Below are 20727 nucleotides of genomic sequence, written 5' to 3'. Positions count from 1 at the left end.
ACAGAAAGGGTCTGGACATGCCGATCAATATCACCATGCCAGCGCTTTCTCCGACGATGGAAGAAGGCAACCTGTCGAAATGGCTGGTCAAGGAAGGCGACAAGATCGCTCCCGGCGATGTTATTGCTGAAATTGAGACCGACAAGGCCACGATGGAAGTCGAAGCTGTAGACGAAGGCACGATTGCCAAGATCGTGGTTCCCGCGGGCTCCGAAGGCGTCAAGGTCAACGCGCTGATCGCTATCCTCGCGGAAGAAGGCGAGGACGTGGCTGCTGCTGCAAAGGGTGCAGCTTCTGCCCCCCAGGCAGAAGCCAAGACGGAGGCTCCCAAGGAAGAGCCGAAGCCTGCCGAAGCAAAGAAAGAAGCCACTCCTACAACGGCGCCTGTGCCAGCCAAGGCAGAGCAGCCCGCTGCTGTCTCGAATAAGGGCGACCGCGTGTTTGCGTCTCCGCTTGCTCGTCGTATCGCCAAGGAATCCGGTGTCGATATCGCTGCCGTGAAGGGCACCGGTCCCCATGGCCGTGTCGTTCAGCGCGATGTGGAAGCCGCTGTGGCTTCCGGCGGTGCCAAGGCTACTGCGCCGAAGGCGGAAGCTGCGTCTGCTGCCGCTCCAAAGCCGATGTCGGATGATGCCGTTCTCAAGCTCTTTGAAGAAGGCACCTACGAGATCGTTCCGCACGACGGCATGCGCAAAACGATTGCCCGCCGTCTGGTGGAATCAAAGCAGACTGTTCCGCATTTCTATCTGACGATAGATTGCGAACTGGATGCGCTTCTGGCCCTGCGTTCGCAGATCAATGCCGCTTCACCCATGATCAAGACCGAAAAAGGGGAGGTTCCGGCCTACAAGCTTTCGGTCAACGATATGGTCATCAAGGCGGCGGCTCTTGCCCTGCGTGACGTGCCGGATGCAAATGTGTCGTGGACCGAAGGTGGCATGATCAAGCACAAGCGTGCTGATGTCGGCGTGGCTGTCTCGATCCCGGGCGGTCTGATTACGCCTATCGTTCGTCAGTCGGATTCGAAGACATTGTCAGCGATTTCGAATGAGATGAAAGATCTTGCCAAGCGCGCGCGTGATCGCAAGCTGAAGCCTGAAGAGTATCAGGGTGGTTCGACCTCCGTGTCCAATCTCGGCATGTTCGGTGTGAAGGACTTTGCCGCCATCATCAATCCGCCGCACGCGACCATTTTCGCAATCGGTGCAGGTGAACAGCGTGCAGTGGTCAAGAACGGTGAAATCAAGGTTGCGACCGTTATGTCCGTAACCCTTTCAACCGATCATCGTGCCGTGGATGGTGCGTTGGCTGCTGAACTTGCACAGGCCTTTAAGCGTCACATCGAAAACCCGATGGGTATGCTGGTCTGATTGATCAACTTGAAGGGCGTCGCGTTCTGTTGAACTCGACGCCTGAGGTTTTTGAATGGCTGGACAACCGAACCTACGCCCGGCTGAACGCCGCGAAGCCGCAGAGATAGCGATTCTTGTCGATATCTCTTCGCACGGCTTTGCTTCATGGCTCTGGTATGGTGCGGTTCTCGACGAACGGACTGAAACGGCCATGGAACGTGGGCGGCAGTATATGCGCGCCGACGGGACCGAAGGCTGGCAGAGCACGACGATTGCCGAATGGGCTGGCGACATTGCCGGACTTTCGATCGGCTTCACACTCGATGACAGTTTGAACGACGCCCCGCCGCAGCATCCGGTTCTCGATCAGTTGATCGACCTGCAGCGCAAGGTGATAGGCAACCGTTTCATAGACAGCGTTGGCGTTTATCGGGAGTTTCGCGGCAAAGGAATTGGCCGCGCCCTTGTCGCCAACGAAATTGACTTGGCACTCCGGAACGGTAATCCGGGAATCAGCCTGATAACCGAAAGCCACAACGATGTGGCGCTCTCCCTTTACGGCGCCCATGGTTTCAAGGAAATTGAGCGGCTCGAAGCGATAGAACGCATTGGGCAGGACAAAAGACACGACTGGGTGCTGCTCACCCGAGAAGTGAACTGAGCAAAGGCAGGACAATATGGCCGACATTTACGACGTTATTGTTATCGGCTCGGGCCCGGGTGGCTATGTAACCGCAATCCGCGCTGCGCAGCTTGGTCTCAAGACGGCTATCGTCGAGCGCGAGCATCTGGGTGGCATTTGCCTCAACTGGGGCTGTATTCCCACCAAGGCGCTGTTGCGTTCGGCTGAAATTCTGCATTTTGGCGAACACGCCAAGGATTACGGCTTGAAGCTGGAAGGCAAGATCACGCCTGATGTTAAGGCTGTGGTGCAGCGCTCGCGCGGTGTTTCGGCTCGCCTTAACGGCGGCGTCGGATTTCTGATGAAGAAGAACAAGATCGATGTGATCTGGGGCGAAGCGAAGCTCGTCAAGGCTGCTTCGGGCAGCAATCCGGTCGAGATTTCGGTCAGCAAGTCGTCGAAGCAGCCGATGCAGCCGCAGAATCCCGTTCCAAAGGGCGTACTGGGCGAGGGCGGCTACAAGGCGAAGCACGTCATTGTCGCCACTGGCGCACGTCCGCGTTCACTGCCGGGCATCGAGCCGGATGGCAAGCTGATCTGGACCTATTTCGAAGCAATGGTTCCGCAGGAACTGCCGAAGTCCATGCTTGTGATGGGTTCGGGCGCAATCGGTATCGAGTTTGCTTCTTTCTACAATGACATGGGCGTCGATGTGACGGTCGTAGAATTGATGCCGCAGATTATGCCGGTTGAGGATGCGGAAATTTCCACATTCGCTCGCAAGCAGCTTGAAAAGCGCGGCCTGAAGATCATCACCGATGCCAAGGTTACAAAGGTCGAGAAGGGCGCAAACAACGTGACCGCCCACATCGAGACCAAGGACGGCAAGACTCAGTCGCTAACCGTTGACCGCATGATCTCGGCTGTAGGCGTTCAGGGCAATATCGAGAATCTCGGCTTCGAAGCGTTGGGCGTCAAAACCGATCGCGGATGCGTTGTCATCGACGGTTACGGCAAGACCGATGTTGCGGGCATCTATGCTATCGGTGACGTTGCCGGTCCGCCGATGCTCGCGCACAAGGCCGAGCATGAAGGCGTCATTTGCATTGAGAAGATTGCCGGTCTTCCGAACGTGCATCCGCTCGAAAAAAACATGATTCCGGGCTGCACCTATTGTAATCCGCAGGTTGCGTCGGTTGGTCTGACTGAAGCAAAAGCCAAGGAAAAAGGTCACGACATCCGCGTTGGCCGTTATTCGTTTGCCGCAAATGGCAAGGCGATTGCGCTCGGTGAAGATCAGGGACTGGTCAAGACCATCTTTGACAAGAAGACCGGGCAGCTACTCGGTGCCCATATGGTTGGTGCCGAAGTCACGGAGCTTATCCAGGGCTTCGTGATCGCCATGAATCTTGAAACGACGGAGGAAGAACTGATGCATTCGGTCTTCCCGCACCCGACCCTTTCGGAAATGATGAAGGAAAGCGTTCTGGACGCATATGGTCGCGTGCTGAACGCATAATACGGAGAGACGCTCATTCCGCTGATCGAAGAGGGAGGGCCTTGGCGGCGCGCCGCTTGGCCCATCATCAAATGGTGTACCGTAGGAGGACTGGTGCTGGGCTTTGCAGCCGGCACCTTGAGTGTTCTCGGCGGTAACACCATATCGATCAACGGAACGGCCTTAACCGGCTGGTATGGCGTGTGGGTGCTCACATTGGCGCTCGGAACCGCGGGTTTGGTGTTTGGCCTGATATGGGCATTGGTTTTCCGCGCTCTCGGATTGGCTACGCGGCGATGAGTAGCAAATCGCTCAAGTTGACAGGGTAGAGGGCAGGGATTAGGACCAAACCCAATTGGAAAGCATTTCAGGTCCATTCATGAAAATGGACCGGATAGGCAGGAAAAAGCATGGTTACAGTTCTCGATCTGGTGAACCAAGGCAAGCGCGAGCGGCATCCTGAAAAGGCGCATCGTCCAGACAATGTTGTTCTGAAGAAGCCCGACTGGATCCGCGTCAAGGCTCCTGTCTCGCGTGGCTACAGCGAAACGCGCGATATCGTTCGTTCAAACAATCTGGTAACGGTTTGCGAAGAAGCCGGTTGCCCGAATATTGGCGAGTGCTGGGAAAAGAAGCACGCGACCTTCATGATCATGGGCGAGATTTGCACACGCGCCTGTGCTTTCTGTAATGTCTCCACCGGCATTCCGACTGCGCTCGATCCGAATGAGCCCGAAAATATCGCCAAGGCCGTCAAGCAGATGGGGTTGACGCATGTGGTCATCACATCGGTGGATCGCGATGATCTGGCCGATGGCGGAGCGCAGCATTTTGCGGAAGTTATTCAAGCAATCCGCGAAGCCACTCCTGCGACCACGATTGAAATCCTGACGCCGGATTTCCTGCGCAAGGAAGGTGCGCTGGAAGTGGTGGTCAAGGCGCGTCCGGACGTGTTCAACCACAATCTGGAAACCGTGCCTTCGAAATATCTCAAGGTTCGCCCCGGCGCCCGCTATTTCCATTCGATCCGCTTGTTGCAGCGTGTCAAGGAACTTGATCCAACCATTTTCACCAAGTCCGGCATCATGGTCGGTCTCGGCGAAGAGCGGAATGAAATCTTGCAGCTGATGGACGATCTGCGTTCGGCGGATGTGGATTTCATGACCATTGGTCAATATCTCCAGCCGACGCGCAAGCATCATCCCGTCATTCGCTTTGTGACGCCGGACGAATTCAAATCGTTCGAAACAATTGGTCGGACGAAGGGCTTCCTTCTCGTCGCGTCCAGCCCGCTGACGCGTTCGTCGCATCATGCAGGCGACGATTTCGCCAAGCTGAGGGCAGCGCGCGAGGCGCAGATTGCTGCACGGGCCTGAGATCAGACATGCCGCAATTTACTACCGTCAGGCGGGTGCATCACCGGGCAGAGCAGATGTTCGGCCTCGTTGCGGATGTTGAGAAATATCCGCAGTTTCTGCCGATGTGTGAGGCTTTGTCGGTTCGCTCCCGCAAGGAGCGTGACGGCAAGGCCCTTCTCATTGCCGACATGACGGTTGGTTACAAGCTCATACGCGAGACATTCACCAGCCAGGTACTGCTGAAGCCCGAAGACAATGTTATCGATGTGAAATATCTCGACGGGCCGTTTCGCTATCTCGACAATCGCTGGACCTTCAAACCGGTGGGCGATGGGAGTGAGTGCGATGTCGAGTTCTTCATCGATTACGAGTTCAAGAGCCGCACGCTCGGACTTCTCATGGGGACCATGTTCGATCTCGCTTTCAAAAAGTTTTCCGAGGCTTTCGAGAAACGGGCCGATCAAATATATGGCACGGCTTGAATGAACCCCCGGTTTTCCGGCGTGATTTTTATTGCGCCGTATAACCGCCATCGACCAGTATGGATGCTCCGGTGACAAAGGACGCGTCATCGCTTGCCAGAAATAGCACGACGCTGGCGACTTCTTCGGCGCGGCCGAGACGACCTATCGGATGCAAAGCCACGAGCGCCTGTTTCTTGTCGTCCGGAATATCCTTGAGAAGTGGCGTGTCGATGTAGCCGGGGCAGACTGCATTCACCCGAATGTTCTGTGCACCGTAATCAATGGCAAGGGTCTGAGTCAGAAGTTTTACGCCACCCTTTGCTGCCGCATAAGCGGTGACACCTGATTTTCCGACATGGCTGTGGATGGAGCCGCAATTCACGATCACGCCGCCGCCTTGCGAGCGCATCTGGTCGATAGCGTATTTATCGCAAAGATAGACGCCGGTGAGGTTGATATCGATGGTTTTTTGCCAAGCGGTTTCATCCAATTCGTCTATCGGGCCGTCTGCTGCGATGCCTGCATTGGCGAACATGATGTCGAGACGGCCATAGGTTTCGACGGTTTTGGCAACCAGCGCCTGCACGGCTTTTGTATCCGTCACATCGGTCTTGATGAATAATGCGCGCTCGCTGTCGCCTGCAAGCTCGTTGGCCAACTGCTGGCCATGCTCCGAATAGTCGGCGATGACAACATTCGCTCCCTCTCGAATGAAAGCGCGAACGGTTGCTTCACCGATGCCGCTTGCTCCGCCCGTAACGATTGCTACCTTGCCATCAAAACGCATCGCTCTGTTCTCCTTGCCTGATCAAAGACAAGGATAGGGCGCACTAGATAAAAGTATATGCTCTAAATTGATTGAAGGTTTTCCAGAACCAGGTCCAGTGCGGCGAGAACGGTCGCGTGGCGAATTTCTGCCCGGGTTTTTGGCCCGAAACGGTATTCGCGATGAAGGGTCGGTTGGCCTTTTCGCGCTGATGCAATGTGAACGAGACCGACAGGCTTTTCATCGGTACCACCGCCCGGCCCGGCAACTCCCGTGACTGCCACGGTTATCCCTGCGTGGGAACGGGCAAGTGCCCCCTCAGCCATGGAAAGTGCTACTTCCTTCGAAACCGCGCCAAAGCGATTGATCAATTCCATCGAAACGTCGATCATTTCGGCTTTTGCTTCATTGGCATAGGTGACAAAACCACGATCCACGACATCGGATGATCCGGCGATGTCGGTCAAAGCTCCTGCTATCAGTCCTCCGGTGCAGGACTCAGCCGTTGCGATCATCACACCAGCGCGACGGCAAGCTTCCAGCACGGCGATGGCTTTTTCTTCTGCGATGAGTTGGCTCATTCGGGAACCTCGCCGGGGTAGATGACGGTTGCGGTTGCGATTGCTGCGATACCCTCTCGGCGCCCCACAAAGCCAAGCTTTTCGTTGGTCGTAGCTTTGATGGACACGCGGTCTGCGGCAATGCCCAGCATGTCGCAAAGCGCTTCTGTCATTGCTGCGCGATGCGGGCCGATCTTCGGTGCTTCGCTGATAAAAGTCACATCGACATTGGCGATACGACCGCCTGCTTCACGTACGATATTGGCGGCATGTTCGACAAAAATGCGGGAAGCCGCGCCCTTCCATTGGGGATCGGATGGAGGAAAATGCGTGCCAATATCGCCAGCTCCGCGTGTCGCAAGCAAGGCGTCGGTCAGCGCATGAAGCCCCACATCGGCGTCCGAATGGCCATTGAGTTTTGCTTCATGCGGAATTTTCACGCCACACAGCGTCACATGATCTCCGGGTTCAAAGGAATGGACGTCATAGCCATTGCCAGTACGAATATCGGGAAACGAGACGTGGTCTTGCCGCAGGCGCTTGTCAGCCATTTCAATATCCTTTGCCCAGGTAAGCTTTGTATTGTCCGCCGATCCCTCGATAATGCGGACAGCGATACTTTGCCATTCGGCAATAGCGGCATCGTCCGTAAAATCAGACCTGTTGATCGCGAATGCCTTTTCATGCGCAGTGAGGATTGACGAATAGGGGAATGCTTGTGGTGTCTGTGCCGCAAAAAGACCGGCGCGAGGCACCGTCGTCTTTACCGTTCCGTCCGTAGCTGACTGCTTGAGCGTGTCCGAAACGGCCAATGCCGGTAGAACGCCTTCATCAGGCGCGAGATTTTCGACAATACGCTTCAGCAGGTCCTGGCTGACAAACGGTCTCACGCCGTCATGGATCATCACATACTGTGGTGCGTAGTCTCGCAACGCAAGGAGACCAAGACGCGTCGATTCCTGGCGGGTGGCCCCCCCATTCACAACAAGAATGTTGCCGCAGTTTTCCGGAAGGGCGCGTTCGTAGAGCGCATGGTCGTCGGGGTGAATGACGACAACGATGCTATCAACCAACGGGCAGTCGCTGAAAGCGCGCAATGTGCGGGCAAGTACGGCTTCGCCACCGATACGCCGATATTGTTTCGGCCCTTCGACGCTTTGCCCGGCTCGCTCACCGCGGCCGGCTGCCACAATGACTGCTGCTATCTTTGAAATGGTGGTCGCCTCTGCCAAAGGTTGCATCTGTTCAAGTTTGCGTTTTCAAGCCGAATAATGCCTTGCGCAGATAAATGCCAGACGACATTTGATTTATCGCGATTTTGCGCATGCTTTTCCTTGCGTTGAAAAGTGAGGTTGATTAATGTATAAGCTAATTACATTGTGCACATCAAATAGGCATTATCGGTGAGTTTTCTCGAGCAACCTTTGAACATTGGTGGGGTGGCGCTTGCCAACCGTGTCTTTCTCGCACCGATGTCGGGCGTTTCGGACCTTCCCTTCCGTAGGCGTGCTGCATTGGCTGGCGCCGGCATGGTCGTGTCTGAAATGGTCGCCAGTGCTGAACTTTGCAATCGTCATAAGGAAAGCCTTCTCCGCCTTTCGGGTAGGGGACTTGGCACCCATGTCGTGCAGCTTGCCGGGCGCGAAGCGCATTGGATGGGTGAAGCCGCACGAATTGCCGAGGGCGAGGGCGCTGATATCATCGATATCAATATGGGTTGTCCGGCCAAGAAGGTGACTGGCGGTTATTCCGGGTCTGCGCTGATGCGCGATCTCGATCACGCAATGACCCTCGTTGAAGCCACCGTTAATGCGGTCAGCGTTCCGGTTACGCTCAAGATGCGACTGGGGTGGGACGAGAAAAGCATCAACGCGCCTGAACTTGCCAGACGCGCCGAAGGGGCCGGTATCACCATGGTGACTGTCCATGGGCGTACGCGTTGTCAGTTTTATGAAGGCAAGGCGGACTGGAATGCAATTCGCGCCGTTCGTGACGCGATCAGGATTCCTTTGGTTGCCAACGGAGATGTGGCGTGTCGACATGATGCTGAGGAAATTCTGCGTTGCTCCGGAGCGGATGCTGTAATGGTCGGACGTGCCTCTTACGGCCAGCCGTGGTTGGCCGGTGCAATCGCAGGAAGCGATTTTGCTCCACAGTCGAAAAGTGAAATTCTCGATTATATTATAAAGCATTATGAAGATATGCTCGATCATTATGGCAACACGACGGGCATTCGCCATTCCCGCAAGCATCTTGGCTGGTATCTTGATCGTCATGCTGGTGCCACGTGTACGTCCGCCGAGAAGGCAGAAGTGATGACCCTGACAGACAGGCAGGCCGTCATCGACCTTTTGCGTCGTATATTCATGCGCGAAGCTCCTGAAGCCGCGCTCAAAAAGGTTGCCTGATGCGCGAAAGAGCAGAAGTGAGCGGCATTCCCTCTGTGGTGTTAGACGCCATCAGCCAACCGGTTATTATGGTCAGCGTAGAAAATTACATCGCCTATGCCAATCTGGATGCAGAGCAGTTCTTTCGCTCAGGCTCGTCCATTCTGGCGCGTAACCGGCTGGAATCCTTTCTGCCTTTCGGCAGCCCATTACTAGCGCTGGTCGATCAGGTTCGCACCAGCCAGATGCCGGTGAACGAATATCGCGTCGATGTTTCATCACCGCGTCTTGGGGCGGAACGTATCGTCGATGTTTACGTGGCGCCCGTAGCAGAGTTGCCGGGGGCCGTGGTCATCCTTTTCAAGGAAAAGACGATGGCCGAAAAGATCGACCGGCAGATGACGCATCGCGGCGCGGCACGGTCCGTGACCGGACTTGCATCGATGCTGGCCCATGAAATCAAGAATCCTCTCTCCGGTATCCGCGGCGCGGCACAATTGCTCGAACAGGTTGTCAGCGACGAGGATCGCGCGCTTGCGCGTCTTATTACCGATGAAACGGATCGGATCGTTTCACTGGTTGATCGCATGGAGGTTTTCTCGGACGAGCGCCCCATCGAGCGTTCTGCCGTCAATATTCATGCGGTTCTGGATCATGTGAAGGCGATTGCGAAGAACGGGTTCGCACGAAAAATCCGTTTTGTAGAAGATTATGATCCTTCTCTCCCGCCGGTTTTCGCCAATCGTGACCAGCTCGTGCAGGTTTTCCTCAATCTTCTGAAGAATGCCTCGGAAGCCATAGGTGATCGTGAGGGTGGCGAGATCGTCCTCTCCACGGCTTACCGTCCGGGCATCCGTCTACAGGTACCCGGGGCACGAGACAGAGTGGCGCTGCCACTCGAATTCTGCGTGCATGATAACGGACCCGGCGTGCCCCAGGATATGCTGCCGCATCTGTTCGATCCTTTCGTGACAACGAAAACCAATGGCTCGGGACTGGGATTGGCGCTGGTCGCAAAGATCATTGGTGATCATGGCGGCATCATCGAATGTGACAGCCATCCCTCGCGCACAACTTTCCGCGTTCTGATGCCTGCATGGAAAAATGCCGAGAATGCGGCTGGAAATATTGGAGACAACGCATGATCGCAGGACGTCCGACTGGAACCATATTGGTGGCGGATGACGATGCAGCCATTCGGACAGTGCTGAACCAGGCCTTATCGCGGGCAGGCTATGATGTACGCGTGACTTCCAACGCAGCTTCGCTTTGGCGTTGGGTGGCGGCCGGTGACGGCGATCTCGTCATTACTGACGTCAATATGCCGGACGAAAACGCCTTTGATCTTCTGCCGCGCATCAAGAAAATGCGCCCAGACCTTCCGGTCGTTGTGATGAGCGCGCAAAACACGTTCATGACGGCGATAAGGGCGTCAGAGGCCGGAGCCTACGAATATCTGCCGAAGCCATTCGACCTGACGGAACTGATCAATATTGTAGGCCGAGCGCTGTCAGAGCCCAAGAATAAACCTGTGGCAGCTCTTTCCGACGAGCAGGCAGAGAACATGCCACTGGTGGGCCGGTCGCCTGCGATGCAGGAAATCTACCGTTTGCTGGCGCGTATGATGCAGACGGATTTGACAGTCATGGTCACGGGTGAATCCGGCACGGGCAAGGAACTGGTTGCGCGCGCGCTGCACGAATACGGGCGGCGCCGAAAGGGGCCGTTTGTTGCGATCAATATGGCCGCGATCCCACGCGACCTGATCGAGTCTGAACTGTTCGGGCATGAAAAGGGCGCCTTTACTGGCGCGCAAAATCGCTCAAGCGGGCGCTTCGAACAGGCAAATGGCGGAACGCTGTTTCTCGATGAGATCGGCGATATGCCCATGGAAGCGCAAACCCGCCTTCTGCGCGTGTTGCAGCAAGGTGAATATATGACAGTTGGCGGACGTACGCCGATCAAGACCGACGTGCGCATCGTTGCGGCGACCAACAAGGATTTGCGGCAACTGATAGCGCAGGGGCTGTTTCGCGAGGATCTCTATTACCGGCTCAATGTCGTGCCTCTGCGTTTGCCGCCGCTTCGCGAGCGTAGCGAGGATGTAGCCGATCTCGTACGCCATTTTTTCAAGCGGGCTGCTGAAGAGGGTTTACCCGAGAAACGTATCAGCACTGCCGGCTTGGAAATGATGCGCCGGTATCCGTGGCCGGGCAATGTCCGCGAGCTTGAAAATCTTGTGCGAAGGCTTGCAGCGCTTTACCCGCAGGAAGAAATTTCGCCGGAAATTATTGAAACGGAGTTGCGGGCTGAACTGGCCAAGCCGGAAGTCGTTTCCGCAGGCGGTCGCGATATGGAAGACATCTCCATTTCGCAGGCTGTTGAGCAGAATATGCAGCGTTATTTTGCGTCTTTTGGTTCCGACTTGCCTCCGCCCGGGCTCTATCATCGGGTTCTGGCTGAACTGGAATACCCTCTGATACTCGCATGCCTTACGGCGACCCGTGGAAATCAGATCAAGGCGGCCGACCTTCTGGGACTGAACCGCAATACGCTACGCAAGAAAATTCGCGAACTCGGCGTCAATATATATCGCGGAAACAAGGGAAATTAGCGGCAATCAAGCGCTGATAAAGCATTAACTACATTATTTAACTGGCAATTAAGTCTGTCTGGCTACTGTTGGTTGCATGAGAAACGAGCAATCAACGCGAAACAACAAGACCCGCCGCATTCTCGAACCGGCGGTAAGGAGCGGCATTCTCGCCGCGCCATTGATATTGATGCTTGCGATCGTTGTGATCCTATCTGGAGCAGAGCCAAAACTCGCAGCGATGATTGATCAGACCTTCACCGGTTCGATAAGTCCCCTCATAAAGTAATGCTCATTGGCCTTGAAGAGGATGTTTGAACTCCTACTCTTTTAGAATAGCTAAGGAGATCATCATGCGTTTTATCGTTTCGACACTGTTTCTTGGTTTGTCTGTTGCCGCAGCCTACGCCTCTCCGCCGCCGGAAGGGTCTAAGCTTTCAGAAATAATCGCAAAAATCGAACAGAACGCAGATACGGCCTCCGTCGACGAAGTCGACTGGAACGATCGCGGTTATTATGAGATCGAATATGTTACCAAGGCTGGCGCCAAGGTTGAGGTCAAAGTCGATCCCAAAACCGGAGAGAACATCCGGTAATCTCCAGCGTTTGTGCTGGAGCGGGTAGCGGGAATCGAACCCGCGCGTTCAGCTTGGGAAGCTGACAGGCTACCATTACATCATACCCGCAAACTGTAATATGTTTCAGTCAGTTAGCGACAAACTTGACGAAGCCGCATCAGAAAGTTTTACAGCTGATTTCGTTAAACTATGTTCTCTTTCTGGTCTCGTCAAACTGTTTTGTCGCGAGCTACGTCCTGCTATGGCGTTCAATTTATCGGCCTCACGAACCACTACAGGATCGAGACAAATTTTTTATGAACCGTTCCATTGATATCCCGGTTTAAGAAGCCATCTGCAAATGAACTCCGAACCATGCAGCCAGACTGGCAGGCTGTTGCAGATGACAGGGAATCCATGGGTAAGACCACAAAGCGCCGGGCACTTCTTATCGTCAATCCACATGCCCGAAACGGCAGGGGATACGGTGCGGACATTCGTTCCGCGTTGGAACGCGGCGGGCTCCAGCTCACCGAGCGAAATCCGGAGGGCGACGAAACGATTTCGGACGTGATCCTTCGGGAAAGAGATTGCGATCTTGTAATTGTCGGCGGCGGTGATGGGTCCTTGAATGCTGCGGCTAAGGGGGTGATGGAAACGGGATTACCACTTGCGATCCTTCCGCTTGGAACCGCGAACGATTTCGCCCGCACCATCGGCATTCCTGCCGATCCTGTGGAGGCGGCGCGTCACTTCGCAACCTACGACGTTTATCCCATCGATCTGGGTGAAGTGAACGGTCATCTCTACTTCAATGTCGCGAGCATCGGTTTCAGCGCCGAATTGGCGCAGCAGCTCAGTTCCGCCGCAAAGAAGAAGTGGGGAAAGCTCGGTTATGCCATTGTTGCAGCGCGCATCCTCATGCGTTCGGAGCTTTTCACCGCCTATCTGGAGCATGACGGCGTGACGGAAAAAATCCGCACGTTGCAGGTCTCTGTCGGGAATGGAAAATTCTACGGCGGCGGCATGGCGGTCGAGAAAGATGCGACCGTAGACGATGGTAAACTCGATTTCTATAGTCTGGAGGTCGATCACTGGTGGAAACTCTTGCGGCTGCTGCCGAGCCTGCGCCGCGGTACCCAATCCAAATGGGATGACGTACGGGCTTTCCCAACGACAGAAGTGATCGTCCGCACTAAAAAACCGCGTGCCGTGAATACTGATGGCGAACTGTCGACCTGGACACCCGCTCATTTCCGCCTTCTGCGAAAGGCGATCAATGTCTACATGCCGGATCCGGCATTGAGACCCTGATGCCGGCTTAAAAAAAGACCCGCCTTGGTCAAAGCGGGTCTAATCCATGACGTTAGGTGACTGGCTCGGAGGTCATTTGAGCCGTATGAATAACGGTTGAAAGGACCGAACGTTCCACCTTCAAAAGAAAAAATACCAGATAAGCAATACGACAACGAGGGGAACTCCCATCAGCCAAAGGATCATTGCTCTTAACATTTGTGTTCTCCTTCCTGTTGGAAATTCAACGTTTCGAGTGAATGATTGTTCCACCGGGCACACAATCAGTGCGGTTGAAGCGTCGTTGAATGCGACTCAAATGCGCGGAATTCCAAAAGCTTTAATGATCCATCAATGAATCGGTGACATCACTAAATTCTAAAAGGCGCAACCAGCGTTTCCGGTTGTGTTGCTGAGTAACGGACGTGTGGCGTATGGATTCGAAACGAGGGCTGAAACTTTCGGTCAACAGCAAGGCTGCGAATGCGCAAGACAAGCGCGGTTCCGTCGCCATGTTATCGTTCATAGCTATCGCTGTTGCTCTGGCTGGATGCGCATCAGCGCCGCAGCCGCAGTCGAAAACCAAGCGATCCAAGGAATATTTCGCTGAATCCAAATACGGCGTGAAAGCCAGTCCTCGTGTGGCTTTTTCCAAAGGGAAACCCTTGCCGCGTGGCGGCGGGCGAGATCAGACCGGTCAGCCTTACAAGGTTAAGGGACGCTGGTATTACCCCAAGGAAGATAAGAATTACGTCAAGGTAGGCCATGCCTCATGGTATGGCGAAGCTTTCCACGGACGCCTGACTGCCAATGGCGAAGTCTACGACATGACCCATTTGACGGCTGCGCATCCAACCATGCCGCTGCCGAGTTATGCCCGCGTGACCAATCTTGCCAATGGCAGTTCGGTGATCGTGCGCGTTAATGATCGGGGTCCGTATGAATATGATCGCGTGATCGATTTGTCGCAGAAAGCCGCCGAGATGCTGGATTACCAGCACCACGGAACGGCGAATGTGAAGGTCGAATACGTCGGAAGAGCTCCGTTGGATGGCAACGACGATTCATTCCTGATGGCTTCTTATCGCTCTGGTGGTGGAGACGCGATCGGCCAGCCTGCAACTGGCGTTATGATGGCGATGAACGGGCCGACGCCTTCTTCGCCGAAGTCTCGTGTTCCGATGCCGGTGATGGATGCGGTTCCGGTTTCTGCGCCTATACCTGAAAACTCACCTTTTGCCGTCGATCCCGCTTACGGCGATCCGTCGGGTGGGGTAGCGCCATTGCTCCCGGCAAATGTGCCCGTTCCATCGCAACGTCCGGGTTCCAGCTTTGGGGTGGCGAATGCTGCCGGCGTGAGCGGTCTTGCCGGTTATGCCACTGATCGGCTTGCCGCGGCGGCTTATACTGAGGAGCGTGCCTATGGCAGCATCTTGACCAAGGATGCGATCTCAAGCGCGTGGAAGCGCCGCGAGGCTGAAGAACATGGAGAATATGTCGAGCTTGGCACGTTCGATACGCTGGAAGAGGCAAAGCAGATTCAGTCATCCCTGCCTCACTCGACCAGATTTACACTGACCAAGCTTCCGACCGACACCGGCGCAATCTATGAGTTGACGGCCATGGCGACGAACGGTGGAAACGATGCCTTGTTGCGCGAGGCCTGGAAGGCCGGTGCAGTGAATGCGTTTGTCGTTCGCCTCGATTGAGCTCACGATGCGGTGATAAACGCTAGCATATTGATTTTGGTCAGATTCGTTGCGTAAGCTCTAAGACATTGCTCACGTAACGGGGTTTGTATGGGGCTGTTATCAAAAACACTGGTATTCGTGCGTGCCGCTGCCGTTAGCCTTTCGGTCGAGGTTTTCGTGCCAGCTATTTGTTCAGCAGCACCTGTCGAGGCAGCATTTGTTTCAAAGGCTCCGCAGGTATTGCTTGTCGATGATCGAAGCGGAACGGTGCTTCTCTCAAAGAATGCCAATGTTCCTATTCCGCCCGCTTCTCTTGCCAAGCTGATGACGGCGGAAGTGGTCTTCGAGGCCCTCGAGAAGGGTGTCACGACACTCGAAACGCCTTATATCGTCAGCGAGAACGCCTGGAGAACCGGTGGTGCCCCGTCGGGAACGGCAACGATGTTCGCGCGCATCAAGTCAGCACCGACCGTTGCCGATCTGCTCCAGGGAATGATTGTTCAGTCGGCGAATGATGGCGCCATCGTGCTGGCTGAAGGGCTGGCAGGCAGCGAACAGGCATTTGCGAAGCGTATGAATGATCGTGCGCGGGAGCTTGGCTTGACCAACTCCAAATTTGTAAACTCGACAGGTCTCCCCGCTGAAGGGCAGGCAGTCTCACTGCAGGATCTGGTCAAACTGGCGCGACATATACGAACCGCCCATCCTGAATATTATAAATATTATGCCCAGCCAGCGTTTACCTGGAACAACATCATGCAACGCAACCGTAATCCATTGTTGCGGCTTGATGTCGGAGCTGACGGCATGGGAACAGGTTTTACCGAAGCATCGGGCTTTGCGCTGGTCGGGTCGGCGGAACAGAACGGCCGCAGGCTTTATCTGGCGATGAGCGGTCTTGCCAGCATCAAGGAGCGTGAAGAAGAGGCAAAGCGTCTCCTGCAATGGGGGATGACGGCCTTTGACGACGTGCAGCTTTACCCGGCAGACGAAATTGTGGGTGAGGCGCAGGTTTTCGGCGGTGCGCTCACGCATGTGCCGCTGAAAATCAAGGATCGCGTCGAACTGTTGCTGCCGAAGGACGGCCGCGACAAGCTGAAAGCTCGTATTGTCTATAAAGGACCACTTGATGCCCCTGTCGCCGGCAACCAGCAGGTCGGGGTTCTTCAGTTAGAGCTTAATGGCAGCATTCTTCTCGATGTCCCTGTTTTTACGGACCAATCCGTCGAGGAAGGAAGTCTCTCGAAGCGCGCGCTGGGTGCGGCGATGGAGCTTTCCACCGGCTGGCTTCGGAAATATCTTTAGTCTGCGCTACGCGTATTCCAGGCTCGACCTGATAGCCAAAGGCCGATAATAACTTTCACAGAAAGTCCGTTCGGGCATCGATTCAAACGTTTGGAAGTTGGTTTGTCGGGATTGTTCATCACATTCGAAGGCGGCGAAGGAGCGGGCAAATCAACACAGATTGCTTTGCTGGCCAAGCACCTGCGGGCAAGCGGCTTCGATCCTGTCATCACGCGAGAGCCAGGCGGTTCTACCGGGGCGGAAGCAATTCGCCATGTCATTCTGAGCGGCAATGCAGAGCATTATGGTCCAGCGATGGAAGCCCTGCTGTTTGCTGCGGCAAGGGCTGACCATGTTGACCAGCTTGTCCGCCCGGCGTTGAACGAGGGGCGGGTCGTTCTCTGCGACCGTTTCATCGATTCAAGTCGCGCGTATCAGGGCGTGACCGGCAATCTCGACGGTACCTATATGGCCGCCGTGGAGCGCATTGCCATCGACGGCGTCATGCCTGACATGACAATCATTCTCGACATTCCCGCAGAGAAAGGTTTGTTGCGTGCAGGCAAGCGGCGCGGCAGCGAAACCGCAGATCGGTTCGAAAAAGAAGATATTGCGGTGCATGAGGCACGGCGGCAGGCCTTTCTCGCAATTGCTCGAGCGGAACCTTCACGCTGCAAGATATTCGACGCCGACCGCTCGCAAGACGCGATTGCCAGCGATATCGCAAAAGAAGTCGATAGTGTTCTGACGGAAAGGGGGCTGTTGTGATCGAGGAACTCGACATCCCTAAAGCTCACGATTCCATTGAGGGTGTGCCAGAACCATCAGCAAGCGATTATGTCACTGGCCACCGGGAGATCGGTGATTTTCTGGCACAGGCCTATCGCGAGGGACGCATGCATCATGCGCTGCTCTTTGAAGGTGCGCAGGGGATCGGCAAGGCAACGCTCGCCTTTCATCTGGCAGGCCATATGCTGGCGCATGGCAACAATGGCGACGCGCCTGAACATCTTATTGTACCCGACTTTGCGAAACCGCTCTGGCGACAGATCGCAGGCGGCATGCATCCGGCTGTCCTGCATATCAATCGGCCGTTCGATCAGAAAACCGGAAAGTTCAAAACGGGTATCCCCGTGGAGGAAATCCGCCGCGTTACGCATTTTCTGACCAGAACGGCATCGGACCACGCTTGGCGCATCGTTATTGTCGATCCGGCCGATGATATGAACCGCAATGCTGCCAATGCGCTCCTGAAAACTCTGGAGGAACCTCCTGCACGGGCGCTCTTTATCCTGATTTCCCATTCGGCTGGGCGCTTGCTCCCGACAATTCGGTCGCGCTGCCAGAGCATCGGCTTCAAGCCGCTTGACGATGGATCGCTCAGGGATGCTTTGATCCATGCAGGCCGCAGTATCGGAATGGAGCCGGAAACCGTAACACAAACGCTGCTCCAGCGATCAGAAGGCAGTGTGCGCAAGGCCCTCTTGCTGGCGGCAAATGGCGGCATTGAAATTTCCGACACAGTCGATTCTCTTCTCGAAGGACAAAATTTCGATTTGCCGAAAGCACAGGCGCTGGCTGGTATCTTGAACGGTCGCGAGTCGGAGGTTCAGTATGAACTGTTCCGTGACCATCTCCTGGGAAGGGTGGCAGCGGAAGCTCGGCACCGCGCCGAAGCCGGGCAACTGCATGATGCGGAGCGGTGGTCGCATTTCTGGAGCGATCTCGTGCGCGAAACCGTGGATGCCGAAACCTACAATCTCGACCGTCGGCAAGCGGTGATAATCCTTTTGGAAAAAACGCATCGCGCTTTTCGTTCCGGTCTCCCTCCACTTGCGTGACATGGCCGCTGACATGCGTTATGTCACCGCTGATAATTTTCTCCTCGTGTGTCTGCTAGTCGTTCAGACGCGCTTTCAAACTTCGAAAGACCGGGTCCATAATGAGCCGTGAAAAATATTACATCACTACCGCGATCGCTTATCCAAACGGAAAGCCGCACATCGGCCATGCGTATGAACTTATCGCGACCGATGCCATGGCGCGTTTTCAGCGACTGAATGGCAAGGATGTTTTCTTTCTGACCGGTACGGACGAACACGGTATCAAGATGCTGCAGAGCGCGCGCAAGGAAGGCATCACGCCGCGGGAGCTTGCAGACCGCAATACGGCTGCCTTCCGGCAGATGGCAGATGTGCTGAACAGCTCCAACGATGACTATATCCGCACGTCGGAAGAGCGCCACTACAAGGCAAGCCAGGCTATCTGGAAAGCGATGGCTGATAACGGCGATATCTACAAGGGTGGGTATGCCGGTTGGTACTCCGTGCGTGACGAGGCCTATTACGGCGAAGAGGAAACAGAAGTTCGCGAGGACGGCGTTCGTTACGGCCCGCAGGGGACGCCTGTCGAGTGGGTCGAGGAGGAAAGCTATTTCTTCCGTCTTTCATCCTATCAGGACAGGCTGCTCGATCTTTACGAGCAAAACCCCGGCTTCATCATGCCTGCGGAACGTCGCAATGAGATCGTGAGCTTCGTCAAGTCCGGGCTGAAGGACCTGTCGATTTCGCGCACGACCTTCGATTGGGGCATTCCGGTGCCGGGTGACGAAAAGCATGTCATGTATGTCTGGGTCGACGCCCTGACAAACTACATCACGGCCCTCGGCTATCCAGACACTACGGACGGCAAATGGGGCTATTGGCCTGCCGATGCGCACATCATCGGCAAGGACATCTCGCGCTTCCATGCGGTCTACTGGCCAGCATTCCTGATGTCCGCTGGTATCCCTCTGCCTAAGCGGGTTTTTGCTCATGGTTTCCTGTTCAACCGCGGCGAGAAAATGTCGAAGTCCCTCGGCAATGTGATCGATCCATTCAGTCTCGTTGAGCGTTATGGGCTCGATCAGTTGCGCTACTTCCTGATGCGTGAAGTACCGTTTGGTCAGGACGGCAGCTACAGCCATGACGCTATTGTCAATCGCACCAATGCCGACCTGGCGAATGATCTCGGCAATCTTGCCCAGCGCTCGCTGTCGATGATCGCCAAGAATTGCGAAGGCAAGGTCCCGGTTCCAGGTGAATTTTCAGAGGCGGATAGAGCCATTTTGGATCAGGCCGATGCGGCGCTCCATACCGCACGCAAGGCAATGGACGATCAGGCGCTGCATCTTGCACTGGGAGCGATTTTCGCTGTTGTTGCCGAAGCCAACCGCTATTTTGCGGGGCAGGAGCCTTGGGCGTTGCGCAAGACCGATGCAGCGCGCATGGGTACCGTTCTCTATGTGACGGCCGAAGTCATTCGCCGTGTCGGCATCATGGTGCAACCGTTCATTCCGCAGTCGGCGGAAAAGCTTCTCGACATACTGGCTATTCCTGTCGACAAGCGTCAGTTCTCTGACGTTACAGCAAGCCAGCTTGTCGGCGGGAGCGATCTGCCAGCTCCGCAGCCGATATTCCCGCGCTACGTGGAAACAGAAGAAAAAAACTGAGTTCGATGATGCTTGTCGATAGTCATTGCCACCTCGACTTTGCCGATTTCGAGCCGGAGCGCGATAATGTCGTTCAGCGCGCTCTGGATGCCGGGGTCACGCGCATGGTGACGATTTCCACGCGGGTCAGGAAATTCGACACGATCCGTGCGCTCGCTGAAACTTATGATTCCGTTTATTGTTCGGTTGGAACTCATCCAAACAACGCGCATGAGGAACTGGACGTGACCGCCGACGATCTCGTGCGTCTGGCTGAACACCCGAAAGTGGTGGCCATCGGCGAGGCGGGTCTCGATTATCATTATGATTATGCGCCACCGGAAGCACAGAGGCAGGGTTTTCTCGTCCACATCGAGGCAGCGCGCCGTACCCAATTGCCGCTGGTCATTCATGCCCGCAGCGCGGATGAGGACATGGCCGAGATTCTGGAGCAGGAAACGGCGAAAGGGGCCTTTCCTTTCATCTTGCATTGCTTCTCATCCGGCCGCTTGTTGGCGGAAAAGGGCATTGAACTCGGTGGTTATATTTCCTTTTCCGGTATCCTGACCTTCAAAAACTCGCCGGAAATCCGCGAGGTCGCGACCATTGTTCCGCGTGATCGCTTGCTGGTGGAAACGGATGCGCCTTTCCTCGCGCCGCTGCCGCATCGTGGCAAGCGCAACGAACCATCCTTTGTTCAGCATACGGCTGCCGTGCTTGCCGATACGATCGGTGTGAGCAGGGAAGAGATTGCGCAGATTACCAGCGAAAATGTCTTCCGGTTGTTCTCAAAGATGCCCAAACCAGCAGAGTTGACCACAAAAGGAAGTTGA

Annotated in this window: 20 protein-coding genes and 1 tRNA gene; 17 read left to right on the top strand and 4 right to left on the bottom strand. The window is 55.3% G+C overall.

What is annotated here, in order from left to right; genetic code table 11:
- Nucleotides 1–17 precede the first annotated feature (17 nt).
- From J9800_RS07170 to J9800_RS07145, 6 genes are all read left to right on the top strand, one after another.
- Nucleotides 18–1370, top strand: a complete 1353-nt coding sequence (locus J9800_RS07170) for a pyruvate dehydrogenase complex dihydrolipoamide acetyltransferase (protein ID WP_114215297.1) — start codon at nucleotides 18–20, stop codon at nucleotides 1368–1370.
- A gap of 55 nt (nucleotides 1371–1425) precedes the next feature.
- Nucleotides 1426–2013 carry a GNAT family N-acetyltransferase gene (locus J9800_RS07165; protein WP_114215298.1) on the top strand — a complete coding sequence of 196 codons (588 nt, stop codon included), beginning with the start codon at nucleotides 1426–1428 and terminating at the stop codon, nucleotides 2011–2013.
- Nucleotides 2014–2029: 16 nt separating this feature from the next.
- On the top strand, nucleotides 2030–3493 hold the full coding sequence (gene lpdA, locus J9800_RS07160; RefSeq protein ID WP_114215299.1) for a dihydrolipoyl dehydrogenase: 1464 nt from the start codon (nucleotides 2030–2032) through the stop codon (nucleotides 3491–3493).
- Between the two features lie 93 nt (nucleotides 3494–3586).
- Nucleotides 3587–3772: a hypothetical protein gene (locus tag J9800_RS07155; RefSeq protein WP_114215300.1), complete on the top strand. Its 186-nt coding sequence runs from the start codon at nucleotides 3587–3589 to the stop codon at nucleotides 3770–3772.
- 110 nt (nucleotides 3773–3882) lie between these two features.
- Nucleotides 3883–4848 (top strand): lipoyl synthase, encoded by a 966-nt coding sequence (gene lipA, locus J9800_RS07150; RefSeq protein WP_114215301.1) that lies wholly within the window; start codon nucleotides 3883–3885, stop codon nucleotides 4846–4848.
- 8 nt (nucleotides 4849–4856) lie between these two features.
- On the top strand, nucleotides 4857–5312 hold the full coding sequence (locus tag J9800_RS07145) for a type II toxin-antitoxin system RatA family toxin (RefSeq protein WP_112591706.1): 456 nt from the start codon (nucleotides 4857–4859) through the stop codon (nucleotides 5310–5312).
- A 28-nt stretch (nucleotides 5313–5340) separates the two neighbouring features.
- Here the strand turns inward: J9800_RS07145 and J9800_RS07140 are convergent, their stop codons facing one another.
- From J9800_RS07140 to J9800_RS07130, 3 genes are all read right to left on the bottom strand, one after another.
- On the bottom strand, nucleotides 5341–6081 hold the full coding sequence (locus tag J9800_RS07140; RefSeq protein WP_114215302.1) for an SDR family NAD(P)-dependent oxidoreductase: 741 nt from the start codon (nucleotides 6079–6081) through the stop codon (nucleotides 5341–5343).
- A gap of 62 nt (nucleotides 6082–6143) precedes the next feature.
- On the bottom strand, nucleotides 6144–6641 hold the full coding sequence (locus tag J9800_RS07135; RefSeq protein WP_114215303.1) for a CinA family protein: 498 nt from the start codon (nucleotides 6639–6641) through the stop codon (nucleotides 6144–6146).
- Complete coding sequence (locus tag J9800_RS07130; protein ID WP_114215304.1) at nucleotides 6638–7861, bottom strand: bifunctional 2-C-methyl-D-erythritol 4-phosphate cytidylyltransferase/2-C-methyl-D-erythritol 2,4-cyclodiphosphate synthase; 1224 nt, start codon at nucleotides 7859–7861, stop codon at nucleotides 6638–6640. The genes J9800_RS07135 and J9800_RS07130 overlap by 4 nt, the downstream gene beginning before the upstream one ends.
- A gap of 162 nt (nucleotides 7862–8023) precedes the next feature.
- Between J9800_RS07130 and dusB the strand changes: the two genes are divergently transcribed.
- From dusB to J9800_RS07110, 4 genes are all read left to right on the top strand, one after another.
- On the top strand, nucleotides 8024–9028 hold the full coding sequence (gene dusB, locus J9800_RS07125; RefSeq protein WP_114215305.1) for a tRNA dihydrouridine synthase DusB: 1005 nt from the start codon (nucleotides 8024–8026) through the stop codon (nucleotides 9026–9028).
- Nucleotides 9028–10152 carry a two-component system sensor histidine kinase NtrB gene (locus J9800_RS07120; protein WP_114215306.1) on the top strand — a complete coding sequence of 375 codons (1125 nt, stop codon included), beginning with the start codon at nucleotides 9028–9030 and terminating at the stop codon, nucleotides 10150–10152. The genes dusB and J9800_RS07120 overlap by 1 nt, the downstream gene beginning before the upstream one ends.
- Nucleotides 10149–11621 carry a nitrogen regulation protein NR(I) gene (gene ntrC / locus J9800_RS07115; protein WP_112591715.1) on the top strand — a complete coding sequence of 491 codons (1473 nt, stop codon included), beginning with the start codon at nucleotides 10149–10151 and terminating at the stop codon, nucleotides 11619–11621. Before J9800_RS07120 ends, ntrC begins: the two co-directional genes overlap by 4 nt.
- Before the next feature lie 332 nt (nucleotides 11622–11953).
- Nucleotides 11954–12196 carry a PepSY domain-containing protein gene (locus tag J9800_RS07110; RefSeq protein ID WP_114215307.1) on the top strand — a complete coding sequence of 81 codons (243 nt, stop codon included), beginning with the start codon at nucleotides 11954–11956 and terminating at the stop codon, nucleotides 12194–12196.
- Nucleotides 12197–12212: 16 nt separating this feature from the next.
- Here J9800_RS07110 and J9800_RS07105 read toward each other — a convergent pair.
- A tRNA-Gly gene (locus J9800_RS07105) sits at nucleotides 12213–12286 on the bottom strand.
- A gap of 288 nt (nucleotides 12287–12574) precedes the next feature.
- Between J9800_RS07105 and J9800_RS07100 the strand changes: the two genes are divergently transcribed.
- The 7 genes from J9800_RS07100 to J9800_RS07070 all read left to right on the top strand — a co-directional run bounded on the left by J9800_RS07100 (nucleotide 12575) and on the right by J9800_RS07070 (nucleotide 20727).
- Entirely contained in the window at nucleotides 12575–13471 is an 897-nt protein-coding gene (locus tag J9800_RS07100) for a lipid kinase (RefSeq protein WP_114215698.1), read from the top strand.
- Between the two features lie 413 nt (nucleotides 13472–13884).
- Entirely contained in the window at nucleotides 13885–15159 is a 1275-nt protein-coding gene (locus J9800_RS07095) for a septal ring lytic transglycosylase RlpA family protein (RefSeq protein ID WP_114215308.1), read from the top strand.
- Nucleotides 15160–15249: 90 nt separating this feature from the next.
- Nucleotides 15250–16446, top strand: a complete 1197-nt coding sequence (locus J9800_RS07090; RefSeq protein WP_114215309.1) for a D-alanyl-D-alanine carboxypeptidase family protein — start codon at nucleotides 15250–15252, stop codon at nucleotides 16444–16446.
- Between the two features lie 102 nt (nucleotides 16447–16548).
- A complete protein-coding gene (gene tmk, locus J9800_RS07085) occupies nucleotides 16549–17193 on the top strand; it encodes a dTMP kinase (RefSeq protein ID WP_114215310.1) in 645 nt (214 codons plus the stop codon).
- On the top strand, nucleotides 17190–18266 hold the full coding sequence (locus J9800_RS07080; protein ID WP_114215311.1) for a DNA polymerase III subunit delta': 1077 nt from the start codon (nucleotides 17190–17192) through the stop codon (nucleotides 18264–18266). The genes tmk and J9800_RS07080 overlap by 4 nt, the downstream gene beginning before the upstream one ends.
- Before the next feature lie 101 nt (nucleotides 18267–18367).
- The gene (metG, locus tag J9800_RS07075) at nucleotides 18368–19915 is read left to right on the top strand and encodes a methionine--tRNA ligase (RefSeq protein WP_114215312.1); all 1548 of its coding nucleotides are present in this window, start codon (nucleotides 18368–18370) and stop codon (nucleotides 19913–19915) included.
- A gap of 8 nt (nucleotides 19916–19923) precedes the next feature.
- On the top strand, nucleotides 19924–20727 hold the full coding sequence (locus tag J9800_RS07070; protein ID WP_114215699.1) for a TatD family hydrolase: 804 nt from the start codon (nucleotides 19924–19926) through the stop codon (nucleotides 20725–20727).

This window comes from Ochrobactrum sp. AP1BH01-1, assembly GCF_018066705.1.
Taxonomy (GTDB): Bacteria; Pseudomonadota; Alphaproteobacteria; order Rhizobiales; family Rhizobiaceae; genus Brucella.
The sequence above is the reverse complement of the archived record's forward strand: the minus strand, read 5'-3'. Positions and strand labels throughout refer to the sequence as shown.